This window comes from Actinophytocola sp. (assembly GCF_050699915.1).
GTDB lineage: Bacteria > Actinomycetota > Actinomycetes > Mycobacteriales > Pseudonocardiaceae > Actinophytocola.
Map to the genome: position 1 here is coordinate 15,047 of NZ_JBOHGA010000023.1, position 17,958 is coordinate 33,004.

At 70.8% G+C, this 17,958-nt stretch carries 23 protein-coding genes; 14 read left to right on the top strand and 9 right to left on the bottom strand.

All coding sequences use genetic code 11. From position 1 onward, the window contains the following. The first annotated feature begins 110 nt into the window (after positions 1-110). Together ACRDSK_RS06750 and ACRDSK_RS06755 are read left to right on the top strand one after the other, a co-directional pair. Complete coding sequence (locus ACRDSK_RS06750) at positions 111-665, top strand: methyltransferase family protein (RefSeq protein ID WP_431439074.1); 555 nt, start codon at positions 111-113, stop codon at positions 663-665. Positions 666-695: 30 nt separating this feature from the next. Then, positions 696-1,235 carry a GNAT family N-acetyltransferase gene (locus tag ACRDSK_RS06755; RefSeq protein ID WP_431439075.1) on the top strand — a complete coding sequence of 180 codons (540 nt, stop codon included), beginning with the start codon at positions 696-698 and terminating at the stop codon, positions 1,233-1,235. Positions 1,236-1,374: 139 nt separating this feature from the next. Here ACRDSK_RS06755 and ACRDSK_RS06760 read toward each other — a convergent pair whose 3' ends face one another. Next, complete coding sequence (locus ACRDSK_RS06760) at positions 1,375-2,226, bottom strand: diacylglycerol/lipid kinase family protein (protein WP_431439076.1); 852 nt, start codon at positions 2,224-2,226, stop codon at positions 1,375-1,377. A 53-nt stretch (positions 2,227-2,279) separates the two neighbouring features. Between ACRDSK_RS06760 and ACRDSK_RS06765 the strand changes: the two genes are divergently transcribed. The 3 genes from ACRDSK_RS06765 to ACRDSK_RS06775 all read left to right on the top strand — a co-directional run bounded on the left by ACRDSK_RS06765 (position 2,280) and on the right by ACRDSK_RS06775 (position 4,088). Continuing rightward, a complete protein-coding gene (locus ACRDSK_RS06765) occupies positions 2,280-2,987 on the top strand; it encodes an SDR family NAD(P)-dependent oxidoreductase (protein WP_431439077.1) in 708 nt (235 codons plus the stop codon). Positions 2,988-3,020: 33 nt separating this feature from the next. Next, positions 3,021-3,818, top strand: coding sequence for a class I SAM-dependent methyltransferase (locus ACRDSK_RS06770; protein ID WP_431439078.1), 798 nt, complete (start codon positions 3,021-3,023; stop codon positions 3,816-3,818). A gap of 66 nt (positions 3,819-3,884) precedes the next feature. After that, positions 3,885-4,088, top strand: a complete 204-nt coding sequence (locus tag ACRDSK_RS06775; protein WP_431439079.1) for an antitoxin — start codon at positions 3,885-3,887, stop codon at positions 4,086-4,088. A 56-nt stretch (positions 4,089-4,144) separates the two neighbouring features. Here ACRDSK_RS06775 and ACRDSK_RS06780 read toward each other — a convergent pair whose 3' ends face one another. Continuing rightward, positions 4,145-4,609, bottom strand: coding sequence for a pyridoxamine 5'-phosphate oxidase family protein (locus ACRDSK_RS06780; RefSeq protein ID WP_431439080.1), 465 nt, complete (start codon positions 4,607-4,609; stop codon positions 4,145-4,147). A 93-nt stretch (positions 4,610-4,702) separates the two neighbouring features. Here ACRDSK_RS06780 and ACRDSK_RS06785 point away from each other — a divergent pair, with 93 nt between their 5' ends. Next, positions 4,703-5,437 carry a peptidylprolyl isomerase gene (locus ACRDSK_RS06785; RefSeq protein ID WP_431439113.1) on the top strand — a complete coding sequence of 245 codons (735 nt, stop codon included), beginning with the start codon at positions 4,703-4,705 and terminating at the stop codon, positions 5,435-5,437. On the opposite strand, the gene ACRDSK_RS06790 is transcribed toward ACRDSK_RS06785, so the two are convergent. Then, positions 5,434-6,303: an NAD(P)H-binding protein gene (locus ACRDSK_RS06790; protein ID WP_431439081.1), complete on the bottom strand. Its 870-nt coding sequence runs from the start codon at positions 6,301-6,303 to the stop codon at positions 5,434-5,436. The genes ACRDSK_RS06785 and ACRDSK_RS06790 overlap by 4 nt on opposite strands. 192 nt (positions 6,304-6,495) lie before the next feature. On the opposite strand from ACRDSK_RS06790, the gene ACRDSK_RS06795 reads away from it, so the two are divergent. After that, positions 6,496-7,869, top strand: a complete 1,374-nt coding sequence (locus ACRDSK_RS06795) for a dicarboxylate/amino acid:cation symporter (RefSeq protein WP_431439082.1) — start codon at positions 6,496-6,498, stop codon at positions 7,867-7,869. 57 nt (positions 7,870-7,926) lie between these two features. Further along, positions 7,927-8,256 (top strand): plasmid stabilization protein, encoded by a 330-nt coding sequence (locus ACRDSK_RS06800; RefSeq protein WP_431439083.1) that lies wholly within the window; start codon positions 7,927-7,929, stop codon positions 8,254-8,256. A 62-nt stretch (positions 8,257-8,318) separates the two neighbouring features. Here the strand turns inward: ACRDSK_RS06800 and ACRDSK_RS06805 are convergent, their stop codons facing one another. After that, on the bottom strand, positions 8,319-8,726 hold the full coding sequence (locus tag ACRDSK_RS06805) for an iron-sulfur cluster biosynthesis protein (RefSeq protein WP_431439084.1): 408 nt from the start codon (positions 8,724-8,726) through the stop codon (positions 8,319-8,321). 41 nt (positions 8,727-8,767) lie between these two features. On the opposite strand from ACRDSK_RS06805, the gene ACRDSK_RS06810 reads away from it, so the two are divergent. Both ACRDSK_RS06810 and ACRDSK_RS06815 read left to right on the top strand, forming a co-directional pair. Further along, positions 8,768-9,181: an ATP-binding protein gene (locus tag ACRDSK_RS06810; protein ID WP_431439085.1), complete on the top strand. Its 414-nt coding sequence runs from the start codon at positions 8,768-8,770 to the stop codon at positions 9,179-9,181. Beyond that, positions 9,178-9,987 (top strand): SigB/SigF/SigG family RNA polymerase sigma factor, encoded by an 810-nt coding sequence (locus tag ACRDSK_RS06815; protein WP_431439086.1) that lies wholly within the window; start codon positions 9,178-9,180, stop codon positions 9,985-9,987. Before ACRDSK_RS06810 ends, ACRDSK_RS06815 begins: the two co-directional genes overlap by 4 nt. Here ACRDSK_RS06815 and ACRDSK_RS06820 read toward each other — a convergent pair. Next, positions 9,984-10,694: a TioE family transcriptional regulator gene (locus ACRDSK_RS06820; protein ID WP_431439087.1), complete on the bottom strand. Its 711-nt coding sequence runs from the start codon at positions 10,692-10,694 to the stop codon at positions 9,984-9,986. The two genes, ACRDSK_RS06815 and ACRDSK_RS06820, sit on opposite strands and share 4 nt — an antisense overlap. A gap of 81 nt (positions 10,695-10,775) precedes the next feature. Here ACRDSK_RS06820 and ACRDSK_RS06825 point away from each other — a divergent pair, with 81 nt between their 5' ends. Then, positions 10,776-11,882 carry an erythromycin esterase family protein gene (locus ACRDSK_RS06825; RefSeq protein ID WP_431439088.1) on the top strand — a complete coding sequence of 369 codons (1,107 nt, stop codon included), beginning with the start codon at positions 10,776-10,778 and terminating at the stop codon, positions 11,880-11,882. Positions 11,883-11,992: 110 nt separating this feature from the next. Here the strand turns inward: ACRDSK_RS06825 and ACRDSK_RS06830 are convergent, their stop codons facing one another. The 4 genes from ACRDSK_RS06830 to ACRDSK_RS06845 form a co-directional block, all read right to left on the bottom strand. Continuing rightward, positions 11,993-12,874, bottom strand: a complete 882-nt coding sequence (locus ACRDSK_RS06830; protein WP_431439089.1) for a Ku protein — start codon at positions 12,872-12,874, stop codon at positions 11,993-11,995. A 74-nt stretch (positions 12,875-12,948) separates the two neighbouring features. Then, complete coding sequence (locus tag ACRDSK_RS06835; protein WP_431439090.1) at positions 12,949-13,239, bottom strand: hypothetical protein; 291 nt, start codon at positions 13,237-13,239, stop codon at positions 12,949-12,951. Positions 13,240-13,316: 77 nt separating this feature from the next. Next, positions 13,317-14,126, bottom strand: a complete 810-nt coding sequence (locus tag ACRDSK_RS06840; protein WP_431439091.1) for a class I SAM-dependent methyltransferase — start codon at positions 14,124-14,126, stop codon at positions 13,317-13,319. A 226-nt stretch (positions 14,127-14,352) separates the two neighbouring features. Then, on the bottom strand, positions 14,353-14,736 hold the full coding sequence (locus ACRDSK_RS06845; protein WP_431439092.1) for a nuclear transport factor 2 family protein: 384 nt from the start codon (positions 14,734-14,736) through the stop codon (positions 14,353-14,355). Between the two features lie 31 nt (positions 14,737-14,767). On the opposite strand from ACRDSK_RS06845, the gene ACRDSK_RS06850 reads away from it, so the two are divergent. The 3 genes from ACRDSK_RS06850 (at position 14,768) to ACRDSK_RS06860 (ending at position 17,957) form a co-directional block, all read left to right on the top strand. Continuing rightward, positions 14,768-15,352 carry a GNAT family N-acetyltransferase gene (locus tag ACRDSK_RS06850; RefSeq protein WP_431439093.1) on the top strand — a complete coding sequence of 195 codons (585 nt, stop codon included), beginning with the start codon at positions 14,768-14,770 and terminating at the stop codon, positions 15,350-15,352. Positions 15,353-15,362: 10 nt separating this feature from the next. Continuing rightward, entirely contained in the window at positions 15,363-16,385 is a 1,023-nt protein-coding gene (locus tag ACRDSK_RS06855; RefSeq protein ID WP_431439094.1) for a LacI family DNA-binding transcriptional regulator, read from the top strand. Between the two features lie 207 nt (positions 16,386-16,592). Then, positions 16,593-17,957, top strand: a complete 1,365-nt coding sequence (locus tag ACRDSK_RS06860; protein WP_431439095.1) for an ABC transporter substrate-binding protein — start codon at positions 16,593-16,595, stop codon at positions 17,955-17,957. The last annotated feature ends 1 nt before the right edge of the window (position 17,958 follow it).

A 17,958-nucleotide genomic window follows, 5' to 3' on the forward strand; every position in this document is an offset into this window, starting at 1 on the left:
TCCACCCCTCCATAACCAATGAGTTCTATAACTGTCCGGTTGTCTACATGTTGACCCGAGCCGGTGTCAAGGAGCTAGAATTCAAGGCACATTGAATTAGGAGGTGCGCGGTGCGAGCACTCGTGGGCAGCATCATCTTCTTGGTCGTCGCGCCGGGCACCGTGGTCGGCGCGATCCCCTGGCTGCTGACCGGCTGGGACCGCGCCGACCCGATGCCCGCGTGGGCGCCGGTGCCGGTGGAGGTGCTCGGCTCGGTCCTGCTGGCCGCGGGTGTCGCCGTGCTGCTGCACGCCTTCGGCCAGTTCGTCGCCGAGGGACTCGGCACGCCGTTCCCCGCCGCTCCCCCGCGCCATCTGGTCGTCGGCGGGCTCTACCGGTTCGTGCGCAACCCGATGTACGTCGCGGTCGTGGCCGCGGCGCTCGGCGAGGCGCTGCTGCTCGGCCGGGCGGACCTGCTGGTCTATGCCGTGATCGTGTGGGCGGTGACCGCGGCGTTCGTGCGTTTCCGGGAGGAGCCGGTGCTCAGCCGCCGGTTCGGCGCGGAGTACACGACCTACCGCCGCGCGGTCCGCGCGTGGTGGCCCCGGCTGCGCCCGTGGCGCGGCGCGGAGCCCGGCGCAGAGCCCGGCGAGCGCCTGGTCGGGCGGCCGGGTGAGTTCGGCTGAGCACCGGAAAAACTGAGTAGCCTCGACGGTATGAACCAGCTGACCACCGAGCGGCTCGTCGTGCGCGAGTGGGAGCTCGCCGACGCCGACGCCGCGCTGGCGATCTACGGCGCGGAGTCGGTCACCCGGTGGCTCACACCGGCGATGGGCCAGGTCGACGACGAGGCCGCGATGCGGTCCGTGCTGCAGGCGTGGATCGAGGACCAGCCGAACATGTTGCCGCCGCGCGGGCGGTGGGCGATCCAGCGCAAGGACGACGGCGCGGTCATCGGCGGGCTGGGCATCCGCCTGCTGCCGCCGTACGAAGAAGACCTCGAGCTGAGCTGGCAGCTGCGACCGGAGGCGTGGGGCCACGGCTTCGCCGCCGAGGCCGGCCACGCGCTGATCGAGTGGGCGTTCACGCAGGAGATCGACGAGCTGTTCGCGGTCGCCCGCCCGACCAACACCCGCGCGATCGGCACCGCGAAGCGGCTCGGCATGGCCTGGGTCGGCGAGACGGACAAGTACTACAACCTGCGCCTGCAGGTGTTCCGCATCCGCCCGAGCGACCTCGTCGACCCAGATGACTAGCTGACCCGCCTCCCCGGAATTCAAAGTGTTGGTTGCGTTCCAGCCAACGACACCGACGTGCGGCTGGTAGTGGCCAAGTGCCGTCACGTTCCCCTGAGGCTACGTTCATCGGCGCCAGACCTCGCAAAGATCCACGAGCCTAGCCACCCGGCGTGACTACCTCTACGCCGCCGGGCAGCAGCGTGAAGCGGGCCGGCTCGAGGCGGCGCAGGTCACCGTCCACGTTGAACTCCGTGGCGGCCGGCACGTCGACGTCGATCTCGCGTCCGCGGTGGTGCGGCACGTCCTCCTGCTGGGTGAGCATGGCGCGCCGCATGTGGTAGCCGTGCCGGACGAGCGCGAGCCGCGACCCGGCCGGCACGACGGCCACGTCGAGGCGGTCGTCGTCGTGGCGGGTGCCGCCGATGTTCGAGCCGCCGCCGAACGCCCCGCTCACGGCGACGACCAGCTGCCACGCGTCGCCGTCGAACACCGTCTCGCCGTCGCAGCGGACGCGGCACGGCGTGTGCGGCGCGGTGAGCCCGGCCCGCAGCGCGCCGAACACGTAGGCGAACCGGCCGAGGCGTGCCTTGTGCGGCTTGGCGAGCCGGCTCGCGACCGCCGACAGCCCGGCCGCGGCGGCGTTGACGTACGGGCGCCCGGCGACCAGTCCGATCTCCCGATGCTGGGTCGGAGCGTCGGGGTCGACGGCGAGCGCGCACGCGTCGGCGAGGTCCTTGGGCAGCCCGAGCGCGGTGGCGAAGTCGTTCGCGGTGCCGGTGGCGAGCACGGCGAGCGGCACGCCCGCCCGGTGCGCCGCCTGGGCGGCGACCCCGAGCGAGCCGTCTCCGCCGGCGACCACGAGTCGCTCGACGTCGGGCAGTGGCTGGTCGAGGTCGTCGAGGCCGAGCACCTGGGCGTCGGCACCACGATCGGTGAGCAGGGTCAGGATCCGGTCGCCGTCGGTGCGGCCGCTGCCGGAGAGCCGGTTGGTGACGAGCGCGATGCGCATTCGGGCATTCTGCCCGCACCGGTTTTGTCGGTGCCCGGTGCCATGGTGAAGACATGGATCTCCCCGACTCGACCGCGGTGGTGACGGGTTCCGGGGTCGGCAGCGGCCTGGCGATCGCCGAACGCCTCCTCGCCGCGGGCGCACGCGTCGCGCTGACCGACCTGGCCGAGACGCCCGGCACCACCGAACTGCTGCGCGCCGCGGCCGGCCGGGCGGTGTTCGTCCCCGCCGACCTCACCCGCGACGCCGACGTCGCACGGGTGGTCGACGTCGCGGTCGGCACGTTCGGCGGGCTCTCGGTGCTCGTCAACAACGCCGGCGGGGGCGGCCACCTCCCGCCGCACTTCCCGGACGCCTCGGCCGACTTGTGGACGCGCACGCTCGACCTGAACCTGCGCGCTCCCCTGCTCGCGATCCAGTTGGCGCTGCAGCACTTACGCGCGGCGGGCGGCGTGGTGGTCAACATCGGCTCGACGGCCGGGGCCGGCATCAGGCCGTACGCCAGTCCCGAGTACGGCGCGGCGAAGGCCGGGCTGATCCGCGCGACCACCTGCCTCGCCGGGCTGGCCGGCGTGCGGGTCACCTGCGTGGCGCCCGACTGGCTCGGCACCGAGCGCGCGCTCGCCGAGCTCGCCGCCCTGCCGGCGACCGAGCGGGCGGCCGTGGCGCAGCCGATCCCGCTGGCCCGCCTCTGCGACGAGGTCGTGGCGCTGATCGAGGACGACACCTCCGCGGGCCGGGTCGTGGTCCTGTCCCGTTGAGGCATGCTGGTCCGACGACTTTCCTGGAGGCTCATGGCGGTGCGACCCAACGACTGGGCCGGCGGCGACGGCGCGCACTGGGCCGCGCACGACCTCCGGTACGACGCCGTGCTCGGACGGCTCACCCGGCATCTGCTCGCCGCCGCGTCGCCGCGGGACGGGGAGCGCGTGCTCGACGTGGGCTGCGGGTGCGGCAACACGACCCGGCTCGCCGGGCTAGCCGCGGCCGAGGTGCTCGGTGTGGACCTGTCCGAGGCCATGCTCGCGCGGGCGCGGCAGCGCACCGAGGAGGCCGGCCTCACCAACGTCCGCTACGTCCGGACAGACGCGCAGCGCACGCGGTTCGAGCCCGCCGACCTCGTCATGAGCCAGCTCGGCGTCATGTTCTTCGACGACCCGCCCGCAGCGTTCGCGAACCTGCGACGGGCCGGGCGGCGGCTCGCGTTCCTGTGCTGGCAGCGGCTCGAGCTCAACGAGAACCGGCACGTCCTGCGCACCGCGCTGAGCCCGCACGTCGACGTCCCACCCCCGCGCACCAGCGGCGGTGCCCTGTCGCTGGCCGACCCGGCGCACGTCCGCGAACTCCTGGGCGGCGCGGGCTTCCGGGACGTCGAGCTGACCGACCTACGCGAGCCTCTCCTGCTCGGCCGGGACGCCGACGACGCCGTCGAGTTCGAGCTCGGCGACCCGACGGTCGGCGAGTGGCTGGCCGCCGCCGGCCCGGACGCCGCGCGGCGGGCGACCGAGGCGCTGCGCGAGGCCTACGCCGCCCGGCAGACTCCCGAGGGCGTCCTGCTCGGCTCGGCCGCGTGGCTCGTCACGGCGCGCTGAGCAGCCGGCCGTTAGGAACTCGCGAAGGTGGGTACTCGTTAGAGGACATGACGGAAGGACGGGCCCATGCCTATGCTGAAGAAGCTCACCGCGCTGGCCGGGACCGCCGCGGCGGCGCGTGCGTACGTGCGCAAGAACCCGGACAAGGTGAACCGGGCGGCCACGAAGGCCGGCGAGTTCATCGACAAGCGCACCAAGGGCAAGTACCACGGCAAGATCGACACTGCCGTGCACAAGGTGCGCAACGCCACCAAGCCCGGGCACCGCTGAGTCGGCTCGAGGGACCCCGCTCGGAACGTCCGGGCGGGGTCCTCGCTGTGCCCCTACTAGGAGTTCGGGCTGACGTTCACGCGCACGTCGATGGCGGCGTCCGGGTCGAGGATCGAGTGCTCGAGCACCGTCGCCCGGTACAGCCGCAACCGCGCGTCGCCGCTGACCCGGTCGGCGTCCCACGGGTCCATGCCGGCCCGCACCGACGCGCGCGAGAACACGGCCAACCCGCGGTCGATCGCGGCCGGGTCGCGCACCTGCGACGCGGTCGCGGTCATGTAGACGGCCTGCCCGGTGTTCGGCGCGACGGTCGAGTCGAAGACGACCAGGCTGATCCGCGGCCGCGCGTCGATGTTCTGCGAGTGCCGCGCGTCGGGCGCGGAAACCCAGTAGAGCTCGCGGTACTCGTCGTGCGCGAACCACACCGGAGACGCCCACGGCACCCCGTCCGCGTCGGCTGTGGCGAGCACGACGTAGGAGACGGCGTCGAGGACGCCGCGCGCGATGTCGTCGTTCGTCATGGCCGGTCAGCCTAGGACAACGTCTGGTGTCTGGGCCACGAACAGCCCTAGACTGCCTCGCCCCCAACCGGGAGAGTCCCGCCGGGAGAGGAGATCCCTGTGATCCGGAAGGTCGCCACCGCCGCGTTAGTCGCGGCGCTCGCGTCGGCCGTGCTGTCCGCGAGCGCCACGAGCGCCGCCGCGGACCGGCCCGACGACACCACCGACGGCCCCTGCAGCTACACCGAGACGCCCGACGAGCCGGCCGCGCGGCCGGTGCCCCTGCCGCGCGATCCACAGCACACGCCCGACCGTGGCAAGGTGCGCGTCGACATCAAGTCCAGTCAGGGCCAGCTGCCCCTGAAGCTCGACCGCGCGCTCGCGCCCTGCACGGTGCAGAGCTTCGTCCACCTCGCGCGGCACGACTTCTACGACCGCACGACGTGCCACCGGCTGACCACGTACCCGACGCTCGAGGTGCTGCAGTGCGGCGACCCGAGCGGCACCGGCGAGGGTGGGCCGGGCTACCGGTACAAGGACGAACTGCCGGTCGGCCTTGAGCCGGCGCCGAACGACCCCAGCGGAGAGCGCAAGGTCTACCCGCGCGGCACGGTCGCCATGGCCAACGCGGGCCCGGACACCAACGGCAGCCAGTTCTTCCTCGTCTACGGCGCCGCCTACCTGCGGCCGAACTACACGATCTTCGGCACCATCGGCGACCGCGGGCTGCGCACCCTGGACCGGGTGGCGGCGGGCGGTGTCGCGCCGACCCCGGAGGACCCGGCCCCGGTCGACGGCGCCCCGGCCATCCCCGCCGACCTGATCAAGGTGAAGGTCAAGCACCATTAGCGGAACGCGTCCGCGTGCTCGTTGGCCCACTGGGCGAACGAGCGCGCGGGCGCACCGGTGAGCTTCTCGACGGTGTCGGTCACCGGCTCGGGCTCGTCGACGATCCGCGCCCAGTGTGCGAGCCCACCCTCGATGAACTCCGGCGTCCAGCCCTGGTCCCGCAGCCGGACCCGGGCGTCCTGTTCGGACAGCTCCACCCACCGCACGTCCCGGCCGACCGCCTCGCCGATCAGCCGCACCTGCTCGACCTGCGTCACCACCGACGGGCCGGTGAGCTCGTAGCTCGCGCCGGCGTGACCGTCCTCGGTGAGCGCCCGCGCGGCGACCGCGGCGATGTCCGCCTCGTGGATCAGCGACCGCGATGCCCCGCCGTACACCCAGTGCACGGTCCCGCTGGCCCGGATCTCCTCGGCCCAGCCCAGCGTGTTGGTCGCGAAGCCGCCCGCGCGCAGGAATGTCCACTCCGGACCAGTCCGGCGGATCAGCCACTCCAGCGTCGCGTGGAACAGGCCGGCCGGCGGCTCGCCGTCGGGGTCGGACTCCGGCACGCCCAGCGCGGAGAGGAACACGACCCGGCGCGCGTGCCGGGCGATCGCGTCGACCACGAGTTCGGCACCCTCCGGCGAGGCGGTCGGCCAGACCAGGAACACCGCGTCGGCGCCGGCGAACGCGGCGTCGTGCGCGGACGCGTCGCGCGGGTCGAGCAGGTCGGCCCGGACGGCCGCGACGCCGTCCGGCAGGTCCGCCCCGGCGGGGTCTCGGGTCACCGCCCGCACGTCGAGATCGGCCCGGCCGGCCAGCAGCCGTACCAGCTCACTACCCACGTTGCCGGTCGCCCCGGTCACCACGACAGTCCGCGAAGTCATGCCAGCAACGCTAGAACCTCCAGCTAACCCGAGGTCAACGCAGCAGATCCCCAGGTCAGCAGCCTGCGTCCACATTGTGGGAAGTCGACCGGATTCACTCGCTCGGCGGAAGATATTCACGCAGCATCCGGTTGGATGGCGGTTGGGGGCCTGATCGGGCCGCCCCGTCACTGAAGCGCCGGGGAGTTTGCCATGTCCACCACCGAAACGCGGCGGCCACGATCCCGCCGCAACACCGTCTTCGGCCTCGCCGTGCTCGCCGGGCTGGTGCTCGGCGCGTTACTAGGCTTCATCGCCAAGCAGGCCGAGGTCTCCTGGCTCGCCACCACGCTGGCCCGGATCGGCGAGATCTTCGTCAGCCTCGTGCAGTTCACCGTCATCCCGCTGGTGTTCACCGCGATCGTCGTCGGCATCACCAGCCTGCGCCGGCTCGGCGGCCCGCGTACGGCCGCGCAGCTCGGCGGCAGGACGCTCATGTGGTTCGGGATCACTTCGCTGATCGCGGTGCTCATCGGCCTCGCCATCGGCGGGCTCGGCAACCTCGGCGCCGGCGTCTCGGTGCAGCCGTCCGAAGACGCGGTGGCCGACATCGCCGGGCGCACGGAGGGCGACTGGTGGGCGTTCATCCAGTCGATCGTGCCCACCAACGTGTTCACCGCGTTCGCCGAGGCACAGGTGCTCCAGGTCGTGTTCATCGCGCTGCTCGTCGGCGGCGCCGCCTACGTGCTCGGCGAGCGCGCCGAACCGTTCGTGAACTTCAACCGGGCCGCGTTCGACATCATCCAGAAGGTGCTCGGCTGGATCATCTGGCTCGCCCCGCTCGGCGTGCTCGGCCTGCTGGGCAACGCGTTCGCCACCTACGGCAACGAGTTCTTCACGCCGCTGCTCTCGCTGATCATCGCGGTCTACCTGGGTTGCGCGCTGGTGCTGTTCGGCGTCTACCCGCTCCTGCTGCGCTTCGTCGGCAAGATCAACCCACTGGCGTTCTACCGCAAGTCCTGGACCGCGCTGCAGTTCGCGTTCGTGTCGCAGTCCTCGGGCGCGACGCTGCCGCTGTCCCGCCAGGCCGCGGTGAACCTCGGCGTGCCGCGCGGCTACGCGAGCTTCGCCGTGCCGCTGGGCACGACGACCAAGATGGACGGTTGCGCCGCGCTGTTCCCGAGCATCACGACCATCTTCATCGCCAACATGTTCGGCCTCTCGCTGGGCTTCGGCGACTACCTGCTGATCGTGCTGGTGGCCGTGTTCGGCTCGCTCGCGACCGCGGGCACCACCGGCTGGTTCACGATGCTGACGCTGACGCTGGCCGCGGTGAACCTGCCGGCCGAGGTCATCGCCACGGGTGTCGCGATCGTGTTCGCCATCAACCCGATCCTGGACATGATGCGCACCGCCACCAACGTCGCCGGCCAGATCGCCGTGCCGATCCTGGTCGCCCGCGGCGCCGGCATCCTCGACGACGAGGCGCTGCGGTCCTCGGCCGACGTGCCGCTGCTCGACGACGACCGGGCCGACGACGAGCCCGTGCGGGAGGACAAGGAGGACAAGGTCCCGGCGAACGCGTGAGCATGGTTCCAGCGCGGCGGGGTACCCCCTGGTTAGAGCCTACGAAGGGAGTGTGCGATGCCGCAGGCGTGGAGCAACAAGCGCGAACGTCAGTACGAACACATCAAGGACAGTGCCGAGGACCGTGGCGCGAGCACCCGTCGGGCCAAGGAGATCGCGTCGCGGACCGTGAACAAGAACCGGGCCCAGTCCGGTGAGTCGCGGACGGCGAGCAAGACGTCGACCAACGACGTGTCGCCGCAGCACCGGGGTGGGAAGCGGTCCGGGAACCGGATGGGGCCGAACGGCCCGACCCGCGACCAGCTCTACAACGAGGCCCGCAAGAAGAACATTCGCGGCCGGTCGCAGATGACGAAGAAGGAGCTGCAGAAGGCCTTGGGCCACTGAGTCCACTCAGGACACACGAACGCCGGTGCCGCTGGTCGGCACCGGCGTTCGCGTGTTCGGCATCAGGACGCTCGTTCGAGCACCGCGAAGTTCAGTTGTCCCTCGTCGTCCTGCTGCACGTCGAGCACCTTGTCGGCCAGATAGTCGGCCGCCTGCTCCTCCAGGAACACGTTCGCCCCGGTCTCCGCCTTGACCACCTGGTCGCCCTCGGACGGCGCGGCCGCCACGGTGAGCGCCAGTGCTGCCTCCGAGTCCGACTCGGTTCGCATCGCGAACCGCAGCCCTCCCTGGTCTTCGACTCCACCCTGTGCGGCCAGCGCCGTGATCGCCTCGGCTGCCGCTTCCGTAACCGCCAACATGTTGGCTCCTTCCTTCGACGGCGTGCGGCTTCCACGGTAGGGGCCGCGCCGGGCGCTTGCCGGGCAACCCCGGACGCCGGTGGCGCGCGTCACGGTAATGTCGCCGGTCACGGGGACGTTTTCGAAGTCGAGATCCTGGGTAGAGGAGCAGCATGAGCGTGGGAGATGGGGACGGAAACCCCGACGAGATCGAGCTGCGCCTGGGCGCCGAGCTCACCAACCTGCCCATCATCCGGTCGCTGACGTCGAGCATCGCCATGCGCGCTGACTTCGACCTGGACGCGATCGCCGACCTGAAGCTGGCCGTCGACGAGGCCTGCTCGACCCTCATCACCCGCGCCGCGCCGGACGCCACGTTGCGCTGCGCGTTCGCGGTGAGCAAGGACGAGATCCGCTTCGTGGTGAGCGTCCGCTCCACCAGCGACGCGAAGCCCAGCAGCGACTCGTTCGGCTGGCGGGTGCTGACCACGCTCGCCGACAACACGAACTGCTGGGTGGAGCGGAACGGCGGGCAGCACCTGGTCCACATCGAACTGGCGAAGCGCCGAGCGGACGGTACGGCGTGACGAAGACACAGAGTTCGCAGGCGAAGGGCCGGGAGAACCCGGACACCGGCTACGAACATCTGGCGCCGCTCTTCGAGGAGATGGCGGCGCTCGACGAGGCCGCCCCGGCTCGGGCGGACCTGCGCAACAAGCTGGTGACGGGTCACCTGCCGCTGGCCGAGCACATCGCGGCGCGCTTCTCCAACCGCGGGGTGCCGCGCGAGGACCTGGTGCAGGTCGCGACGCTGGGTCTGATCAACGCCGTCGACCGCTTCCAGCCGGATCGCGGCACGGACTTCCTGTCGTTCGCGGTGCCGACCGTGATGGGCGAGGTGCGCCGGCATTTCCGCGACGCCAGCTGGTCGATGCACGTGCCGCGGCGGCTCAAGGAGCTGAACCTGGCGATCAACGCGGCCAGCGCGGAGCTGTCGCAACGGCTCGGCCGCGCCCCGACGCCGTCCGAGCTCGCCAAGCACCTGGACCTGAGCCAGGAGCAGGTGTACGAGGGCCTCGAGGCGGGCAACGCCTACCACTCGATGTCCCTCGACGAGGCCCTCTCCCCGGACTCGGACTCGGACTCCCTGGGCGAAACCCTTGGCGAGACGGACACGGCGCTGACCGGCGTGGAGGACTACGAGTCACTGCGGCCGTTGATCGAGCGCCTGCCGGAGCGGGAGCGGACCATTTTGACGTTGCGGTTCTTCCGGCACATGACGCAGACGCAGATCGCGGACCGAATCGGCATCTCGCAGATGCACGTGTCGCGCCTCCTGGCACGAACGCTGGAACAACTGAGAGAGGGCATGCTGGGCGAGGACGAGGACTAGCACGGCCTCCCTGACCAGGTGTCGAGGTAGCGGCTCAGCCGGGTCGCCGCGGTGAGCATCGCCAGTCCTTGCGCGGTGAGCTTGTGCTGCCAGTCGTCCAGGGCGTGGTTCAGTGCGTCGGTGCCGCCCGCCGTCCGGATCTGCTCGACGACGGTGGCGATGTGCTCGAGCGGATATCCGCCGCGCCGGAGCAGGTGGGCCAGTTCGGCGTCGCGGATGTCGCTCGCGCGGTAGACGCGGTACCCGGTGGCCGGATCCCGGGTGGGGACGACGATGCCGGCGCTCTCCCAGTTGCGCAACGTCGCCGCGGTGACGCCGAGGTGGCGCGCGAGCTCGCCGATGGTCCGGAGGTCGCTCGCGCGGTCCGCGGGTGCCTCGGCGGTCAGGTGGTTCACCGCTTTCCGCACCAGGTCAAGCGTTACGCGGTCGCGGAGCACCTGGCCGTGGCCGCGATCGATGGCCGTCAGCGCGTCGGCGAGCGCGTCCCGGTGCAGAGCCGTCATGATCCGGCCGGCGGCCGAGTACCCGTAGGCCGCGACGAGCGCGAGGTAGGCACGCAACGCCGCCGCGTGCGTCTCGGTGTAGATCCGGTAGCCGCTGCGCGTGCGCTCGGCGGGCGGGAGAAAGCCGTCCCGCTCGTAGTTGCGCACCGCCTGAGGCGAGATACCGTGCTCGCGTGCGAGGTCGGCCGACCGGAGGGTTGTCACCGGTTTGAGACTTTACCCATCATTTCCCGGTCAACGCTGACAAAAGTCTCAATCGAGTTTTCAACGATACGCTTGAGGCTCATGGACATCCGAGACTTCCTCACCCCGTCATGCGCGCTGCTGGGACTCGGCGAGCCGACACACCGCGAGCCGGTGTTCTCGCGACTCCGCAACGAGCTGTTCGCCCAGCTGGTCGACCACGGGTTCCGGTCGATCGCCCTGGAGACCGACCGCGTGGCAGCGCTCGTCGTGAACGACTTCGTCCAGCAGGGCACCGGAAACCTCGACGCGGCGATGAACGAAGGCTTCACCCACGACCTCAGCGCGCTGGAACCCAACCGGCAGCTCGTCAGCTGGATGCGTGAGTACAACGAGACCCGTCCGCCGTCGGAGAGGCTGGCGTTCCACGGCTGCGACGCGCCGACCGAGAACACCAACGCGCCCAGCCCGCGCGGCTACCTCGAACACGTCCGCGACTACCTACAGCTGGACGGCGACATCGAAATCGACATCGCGAGCATCACCGGCGACGACGAACGATGGAGCCGCACGGAAGCGATCCTGGACCCGGCCCAGTCCCCCGGCGCCACGCCCGAGGCCGAGCGGCTGCGCGTGATCGCCGACGACCTGGTCGCCGCGCTCTACGCCCGGGCGCCGGAGCTGATCGCGGCGACGTCACGTGCCCGGTGGCTCAGGGCCCGGACGCACCTCACCGCCGGAATCGGGCTACTCCGCTACCACAACCAGGCGGCGGAACCCCTCGATCGGAGCGCACGGATCAGCCGCCTGCTCGCCTCCCGGGACGTGCTCATGGCCCAGAACCTGTTCGAGATCCGCGAAATCGAAGCACGACGAGGCCCGACTCTGGTGTTCGCACACAACGTCCACCTGCGACACAAGTCGACCGGCCCTCAGGACTGGTACGGCGCGGGCGCCATCGTCGGCTCTCTCGCGGACGACTACGTCTTCGTCGCCGGCAGCCTCGGCCGAAGCGAGATCCACCAGATCCCGGAGCCAGAACCGGACTCCTACGAAGGCGTCCTGCAAGGCCGGTTCCCCAACTGGGGCCTGACGAGGGCTGTCGAGGTCACCGCCACACGAACACGCACCAACCCGTTCCACGGCTACTTCCCACTAGACCAAGAACTTCTCGACGCAGCGGAGGGAGTCCTCCACGCCAACGGCTAGCCACGGAGGCTGTGGACAGAACCCCGTGACTGCCCGGAACCGTCAGCCCCTCTGTCTGGACTGGAAAGCGGGGCCGGAGGCGCGCGGACGGCGCGCCTCCGCCCGCCGCGTCACGGAGTCGTCGGCGTGTGGGCGCGTTCCGCCGCTTCCCGAGCCGCCGCGCTCTCCTCCGCCGCGCGTTCCTCCGCGGCGAGGGCCGATGCGACCGGGCCACCCGAGTCGCGGCTCTGCTTGTCCACCAGGTTGGCGCGCAGGGCGGTCAGCAGGTCCGCCGCACCGAGCTGTTGCGCCACGGTCGCCGGCTGGACCAGCTCGTTGCCCTCGATCTTGGCCTGCACCAACGCCTGCAGCGCCTCGCGGTAGTGGTCCTTGTAGCGGCTCGGCGTGAACTTCTCGCTCAGGGCGTCGATCAGCTGCGTCGCCTCGCGCAGCTCCGACGGCGAGATCGTCACGTCCTGGTGCTGGAACGGGAAGTCCGGCGTGCGGATCTCGTCCGGCCACAGCATCGTCTCGAGAACGATCACCTGCTGCCGGATCCGCAGCACGCCCAGCGACTCCCGCCCGCGCAACGCGACCTTCACGACCGCCACGCGGCCGGACCGCTGCAGCGCCTCGGTGAACAGCACGTACGACTTCGTCCCCGCCGGCTCCGGCTCCAGGTGGTAGCTGCGCGCGAAGTAGATCGGGTCGATCTCCTCCAGCGGCGCGAACGCCTGCACGTCGATCGCCCGCGAGGTCGGCAGCGGCAGCTTCGCGAAGTCCTCGTCGGTGAGCACGACGGTCTCGCCGCCCGGCATGACGTAGCCGCGCGCCATCTCGTCGCCGTCCACGGTCTTGCCGTCGACCTCGCAGACCTTTCGATGTCGCACCCGGCCCCCGTCGATCACGTGCACCTGGTGCAGACCCGTGGCGTGTTCCTCGGTGGCGCCGTAGGCCCGCACCGGGATCGCGGCCGCGCCGATCCTGATCGTGCCGTTCCAGACGCTGCGCATGCGGTCCTCCCCCGCTCGACGACACATGCAGGCTATCGCCGACGGAGGCCAGGTCACAGCGCCAAACGGGTGCATTATTCGAACATACGTTCACCCTCGGCGAGGGCGTCCGCGGCGTGCCCGGAAGCCCGCGCGGCGGCCCGCAGAATCTCGGCCAGCGCGGCCCGGTCGGCCACCGGCGCGGCGTCGAGCTGGCCGGCGAGCCGGTCGAGGGCGGCGGCGATGTGCCGCTGGCCGGACACGAGCCGACCGACGACCTCGGCCAGGTCATCCGGCGGCGAGGAGTCGGCGGCGAGCTCGGCGGCACAGGACTCGAGGTGCGAGGTCAGCACCGTGGCCGGGAGTACCAGCTCGCGATCCGCCACCTCGGCACCGCCCTCCGGCTCGGGGACGGGATCATGCTGCCACCCGCCGAACCCGAACCATAGGGCGACACACCGGCTCATTCGGCCTTGCGCTTGTACACACCGACCATCGACGGCAGCCGGACGTAGTTGGCGCGGTCTGCCTCGGCCTTGGTGACCTCGGCGAGGAAGCGGTCGGCCTTGCGCTTGGTGGTGATGCCGAGCCGGAGCGCGGCGGGCAGTGCGCTGGAGTACGACCGCTGGCAGAAGCCGCCGGTGTCCGCGATGGGCGCGAGCATGCCGCCGACGTCGGTACCGTCCGGCGAGCCGATGCCGGCGTCGACGAAGTGCTGCGGCAGGTGCAGCCCGCAGCGCGGGTCGCCGCCGGACTGCTCGAAGACACCGTCCATGACCCGGCCGAACTCGTCCCAGAGGGGCAGCCGGGGCCAGGTGTCCATGCCGGCGGTGTCGTAGTCCTGCACGACGAGCACGCCGCCGGGCGCGACCCACTCCCACAGCCGGCGCAGCAGCGACACGGGGTCAGCCAGGTGCATGAGCACGAGCCGCACGTAGACGACATCGAACTCGGGCAGGTCGAGCTCGTGCACGTTCCCCTCGACGAACTCGACCGGCGTGTCGACCGTGGCGCGCAGGACCTCGAGCGCCTCCCGCCCGATCGCCCCGTCGATGTCGACCCCGGTGATCGCCCCGGTGGGGCCGACCCGCTCGGCGAGCAGGCGCATCACCTCACCGGGCCCGCAGCCGACGTCGAGGCAGCGCTGACCAGCGCCGACGTCGACCTGGTCGAGCAGTCGCAGGGTGGCCGCCTCCCAGATACCGGCCTGCAGCCGCAGCCGCCGGTACTCCTCGGAGGTGCGAGACAGGACGTAGGCAGGGCTCCCAGTCACGACCTTCGAACATAGCCCGACGGTCGCCGGTGCGGTACCACCGTCAGCGCACAGCCTCGCGGTGTAGTTGGAAGTCCTCGATGCCGAGGTCCTTCCGCGCCGTGTTCACCAGCTCCTGGTACAGGGCCCGCATCCGCTCCTCGTCCGCGTCGGTGGCCGTTCCGTTGGTACCTCAGGCGCCGCAGGTCCCCATGCCATGGGCTCGAGTGTTCGATGCGGGGGTCGGTCAGGGAACCTCTGCGGGGTCGGCATACGCGTGCATGCGAACGACGACGCCGTCGACCACGCTGAAGACGTCCACCACCGTCGCCGAGTGCGGGGTGCCGTCGGTCAGCTCGCCCGCCACGTGGTGCAGCACGACGATGTCCGCGCCGCTGCGATACGCCGTCGGGGACGACTCCAGGCGCGACCACGCCGCGCGGGAGGCGCGCAGGTACTCCGCCACGGCCGCCGGGCCGCGGTGCAGGCCGCCCCGCGGGAACTCCGCCGGCTCGAGCCACTCGACGTCCGGGTGCAGCGGGGCGACGGCCGCCTCGATGTCGCCGCGGGCGAACGCCGCGTAGGAGTCCAGCACCAGCCGCACGTCCGGGTCCTCGGAAATTCGGTCCACAGCACTCTCCCCGCACTGCCAAGATCCGGGCATGGACATCTTCATGGAGACCGACCGCCTCGTGCTACGCCGGTTCACCAGAAGCGATCCCGAGCTCCTCGTCGAGCTCGACAGCGACCCCGAGGTCATGCGCCACCTCACCGGCGGCAGGACCACCCCGCGCATCCGCGTCGAGACCGCCGTGCTGCCCGCCATGATCCGCGACTACACCCGCTACCCGGGCTTCGGGGCGTTCGCCACGCACACCAAGGCCGACGGCGAGTTCATCGGCTGGTGCATGCTGCTGCCCGAGTTCGACGGCTCGAAGGACGAGGCCGAGCTCGGCTACCGGCTGCGGAAACCGGCCTGGGGCAAGGGATACGCCGTCGAGGGCTCGCGCGCACTGATCGACTACGGGTTCACCGACCGCGGCCTGCGGCGGATCTTCGCCGAGACCATGGCGGTCAACGGCCAGTCGCGGCGGGTCATGGAGAAGGTCGGCATGCGCTACGAATACACCTACTTCCCGCCGTTCGCGCCGATCGAGGGCTCCGAGCACGGCGAGGTGCGGTACGTGCTCGACCACGCGGAGTGGTTGACCGCAAGTCAGCGCAAGAACTTGCACGAACAGTCGTAGAGTTGCGGCCATGGCGCAACGAAGGCTGTCCGAGGTAGCTCAGAAGGTCGGGGTCAGCGAGGCGACCGTGAGCCGGGTGCTCAACGGCAAGCCCGGCGTCTCCGAGGCGACCCGCCAGGCCGTGCTCACCGCCCTGGACGTGCTCGGCTACGAACGCCCGACACAGCTGCGCGGCGAGCGCGCCCGGCTCGTCGGCCTGGTGCTGCCCGAGCTGCAGAACCCGATCTTCCCCGCGCTCGCCGACGTGGTCGGCAGCGCGCTGGCCCAGCAGGGCTTCACCCCGGTGCTCTGCACGTGCACCGGCGGCGTCTCCGAGCCGGACTACGTCGAGCTGCTGCTCGCCCAGCAGGTCTCCGGCGTCGTGTTCGCCGGCGGCAGCCACGCGGAGGCCGACGCGCCACACGAGCACCACTACGAGCTCGTCCGGCGCAAGCTCCCGGTCGTGCTGGTCAACGCCTCGATCGACCTCGAGTACCCGGTGGTGTCCTGCGACGACGCGGTCGCCGTCGAGCAGGCGTTCGGCCACCTCGTCGCGCTCGGCCACACGCGGATCGGCATCGTGCTCGGGCCGCGCGACCACATTCCGTCCCAGCGCAAGCTGACGGCGTTCCGCGCGTGCGCCGAGCGCATCGAGCTGCCCGTCGACGAGCACAACGTCGGCCACACGATGTTCTCCGTCGAGGGCGGCCAGGCCGTCGGCACGCGGCTCGTGCAGAACGGCGTGACCGGCCTGATCTGCGCGAGCGACCCGCTCGCGCTCGGCGTGGTGCGCGCGGTCCGCCGCATGGGCCTGCGCACGCCCGAGGACGTCTCGGTCATCGGCTACGACGACTCGGCGCTCATGACCTGCACCGATCCGCCGCTGACCACGGTGCGCCAGCCGATCGAGGCGATGGGCCGGGCGGCGGTGGAGCTGCTCGTCCACCAGATCGCCGGCAACGAGGTCTCGATGGAGGAGCTGCTCTTCGAGCCGGAGCTGGTGGTCCGCGCCTCCGCCGCCCCGGCCCCGACTCGGCGGCACAGCCTGACCTGACGGCCCGACCGCGAGAACGCCCCGGCGGCTGCCGCCGGGGCGTTCTCGCGTGTCCGAAACGCCCGTTGACAACCCGGCCGCAGCTCCATGCCAGTCCGGAGTCGTCATTTTTCAGAACTCTGTCGGCGTATTGCTGCTGATCGTCGAAAGTCTTATGGTGTGGGTCACAGATTTTCATCCGGTCCCCCACGCAAGGGTTAATCGACGATGAGCACACCCATCCAGCGCAGAACCCTGGCCCTGGTGCTGGCGGCCGGCCTCGGCCTGGCCGTCACGGCCTGCGGCGACTCCGACGACGCGGGCGGGGAGGGCGGCAAGGTGGCCATCACGGTCAACGGCCAGCCCCCGAAGACCCAGCCCTTCGAACGCAAGATCTTCGACGAGGACGTCGCCGCCTTCGAGAAGGCCCACCCCGACATCGACATCCAGCCCCGCGAGGGCTTCATGGACCCGAAGACGTTCGCCTCCAAGCTCGCCGGCGGCCAGCTCGAGGACGTCTTCTACGTCTACCTGACCGACCCCGCGAACCTCATCGCCCGCCGGCAGGCCGCGGACCTCACCGACCACCTCGAGGACGTCCCGTTCGTCGAGGACCTCCAGCCGCAGCTCAAGGAGATCTTCACCGGCGACGACGGCCGCGTCTACGGCCTGCCGACCGCCAACTACTCGATGGGCCTGCTCTACAACCGCGAGCTGTTCACCAAGGCCGGCCTCGACCCCGACCAGCCACCGACCACCTGGGAAGAGGTGCGCGAGGCCGCCAGGAAGATCACCGCGCTCGGCAAGAACACCGTCGGCTTCGCCGAGTACAGCAAGAACAACCAGGGCGGCTGGCACTTCACCACCTGGATGTACTCGATGGGCGGGGACATCGCGAAGAAGGACGGCGACTCCTGGGTCGCCGACTTCAACAACGACAAGGGCCGCGCGATCGCCGAGGCGCTGCACGCGATGCGCTGGGCGGACAACACCATGGGGCAGAAGCAGCTGCTGGTGATCGAGGACGTGCAGCGGATGATGGGCGCCGGCCAGCTGGGCATGTACCTCGCCGCGCCGGACAACATCCCCGTGCTGGTCAACCAGTTCAAGGGCGACTACGCCGACTACGGCCTCGCCCCGCTGCCGGAAGGCAACGGCACGCTGATCGGCGGCGAGGGCTACATGGTCAACCCGCGCGCCACGCCCGAGAAGATCGAGGCCGGCCTGCGGTGGATCCAGTGGAAGTACCTCAACCCGGACCGGATGGACTCGAACCTCGAGCGCTACGCCGACAACGACCAGCCGATCGGCCTGCCCGCCTCTCCCGCGGCCGACATCTGGACCGGCGCGGTGCGCGACCAGCAGGAGTCGCTGAAGGAGAAGTACGCGACAGTCCCGGTCGAGAACTACCAGTCCTTCGTGGACGGTCTGGCCGACCTCGACCAGAAGATCGAGCCACCCAACGCCCAGCAGGTCTACGCCGCGCTGGACAACGTGATGCAGGGCGTGCTGACGGACCGGGACGCCGACATCGACAAGCTGCTCGCCGACGCCGAGGACAAGGTCAACTCGGCCCTCGCACAGGTCGAGTAGC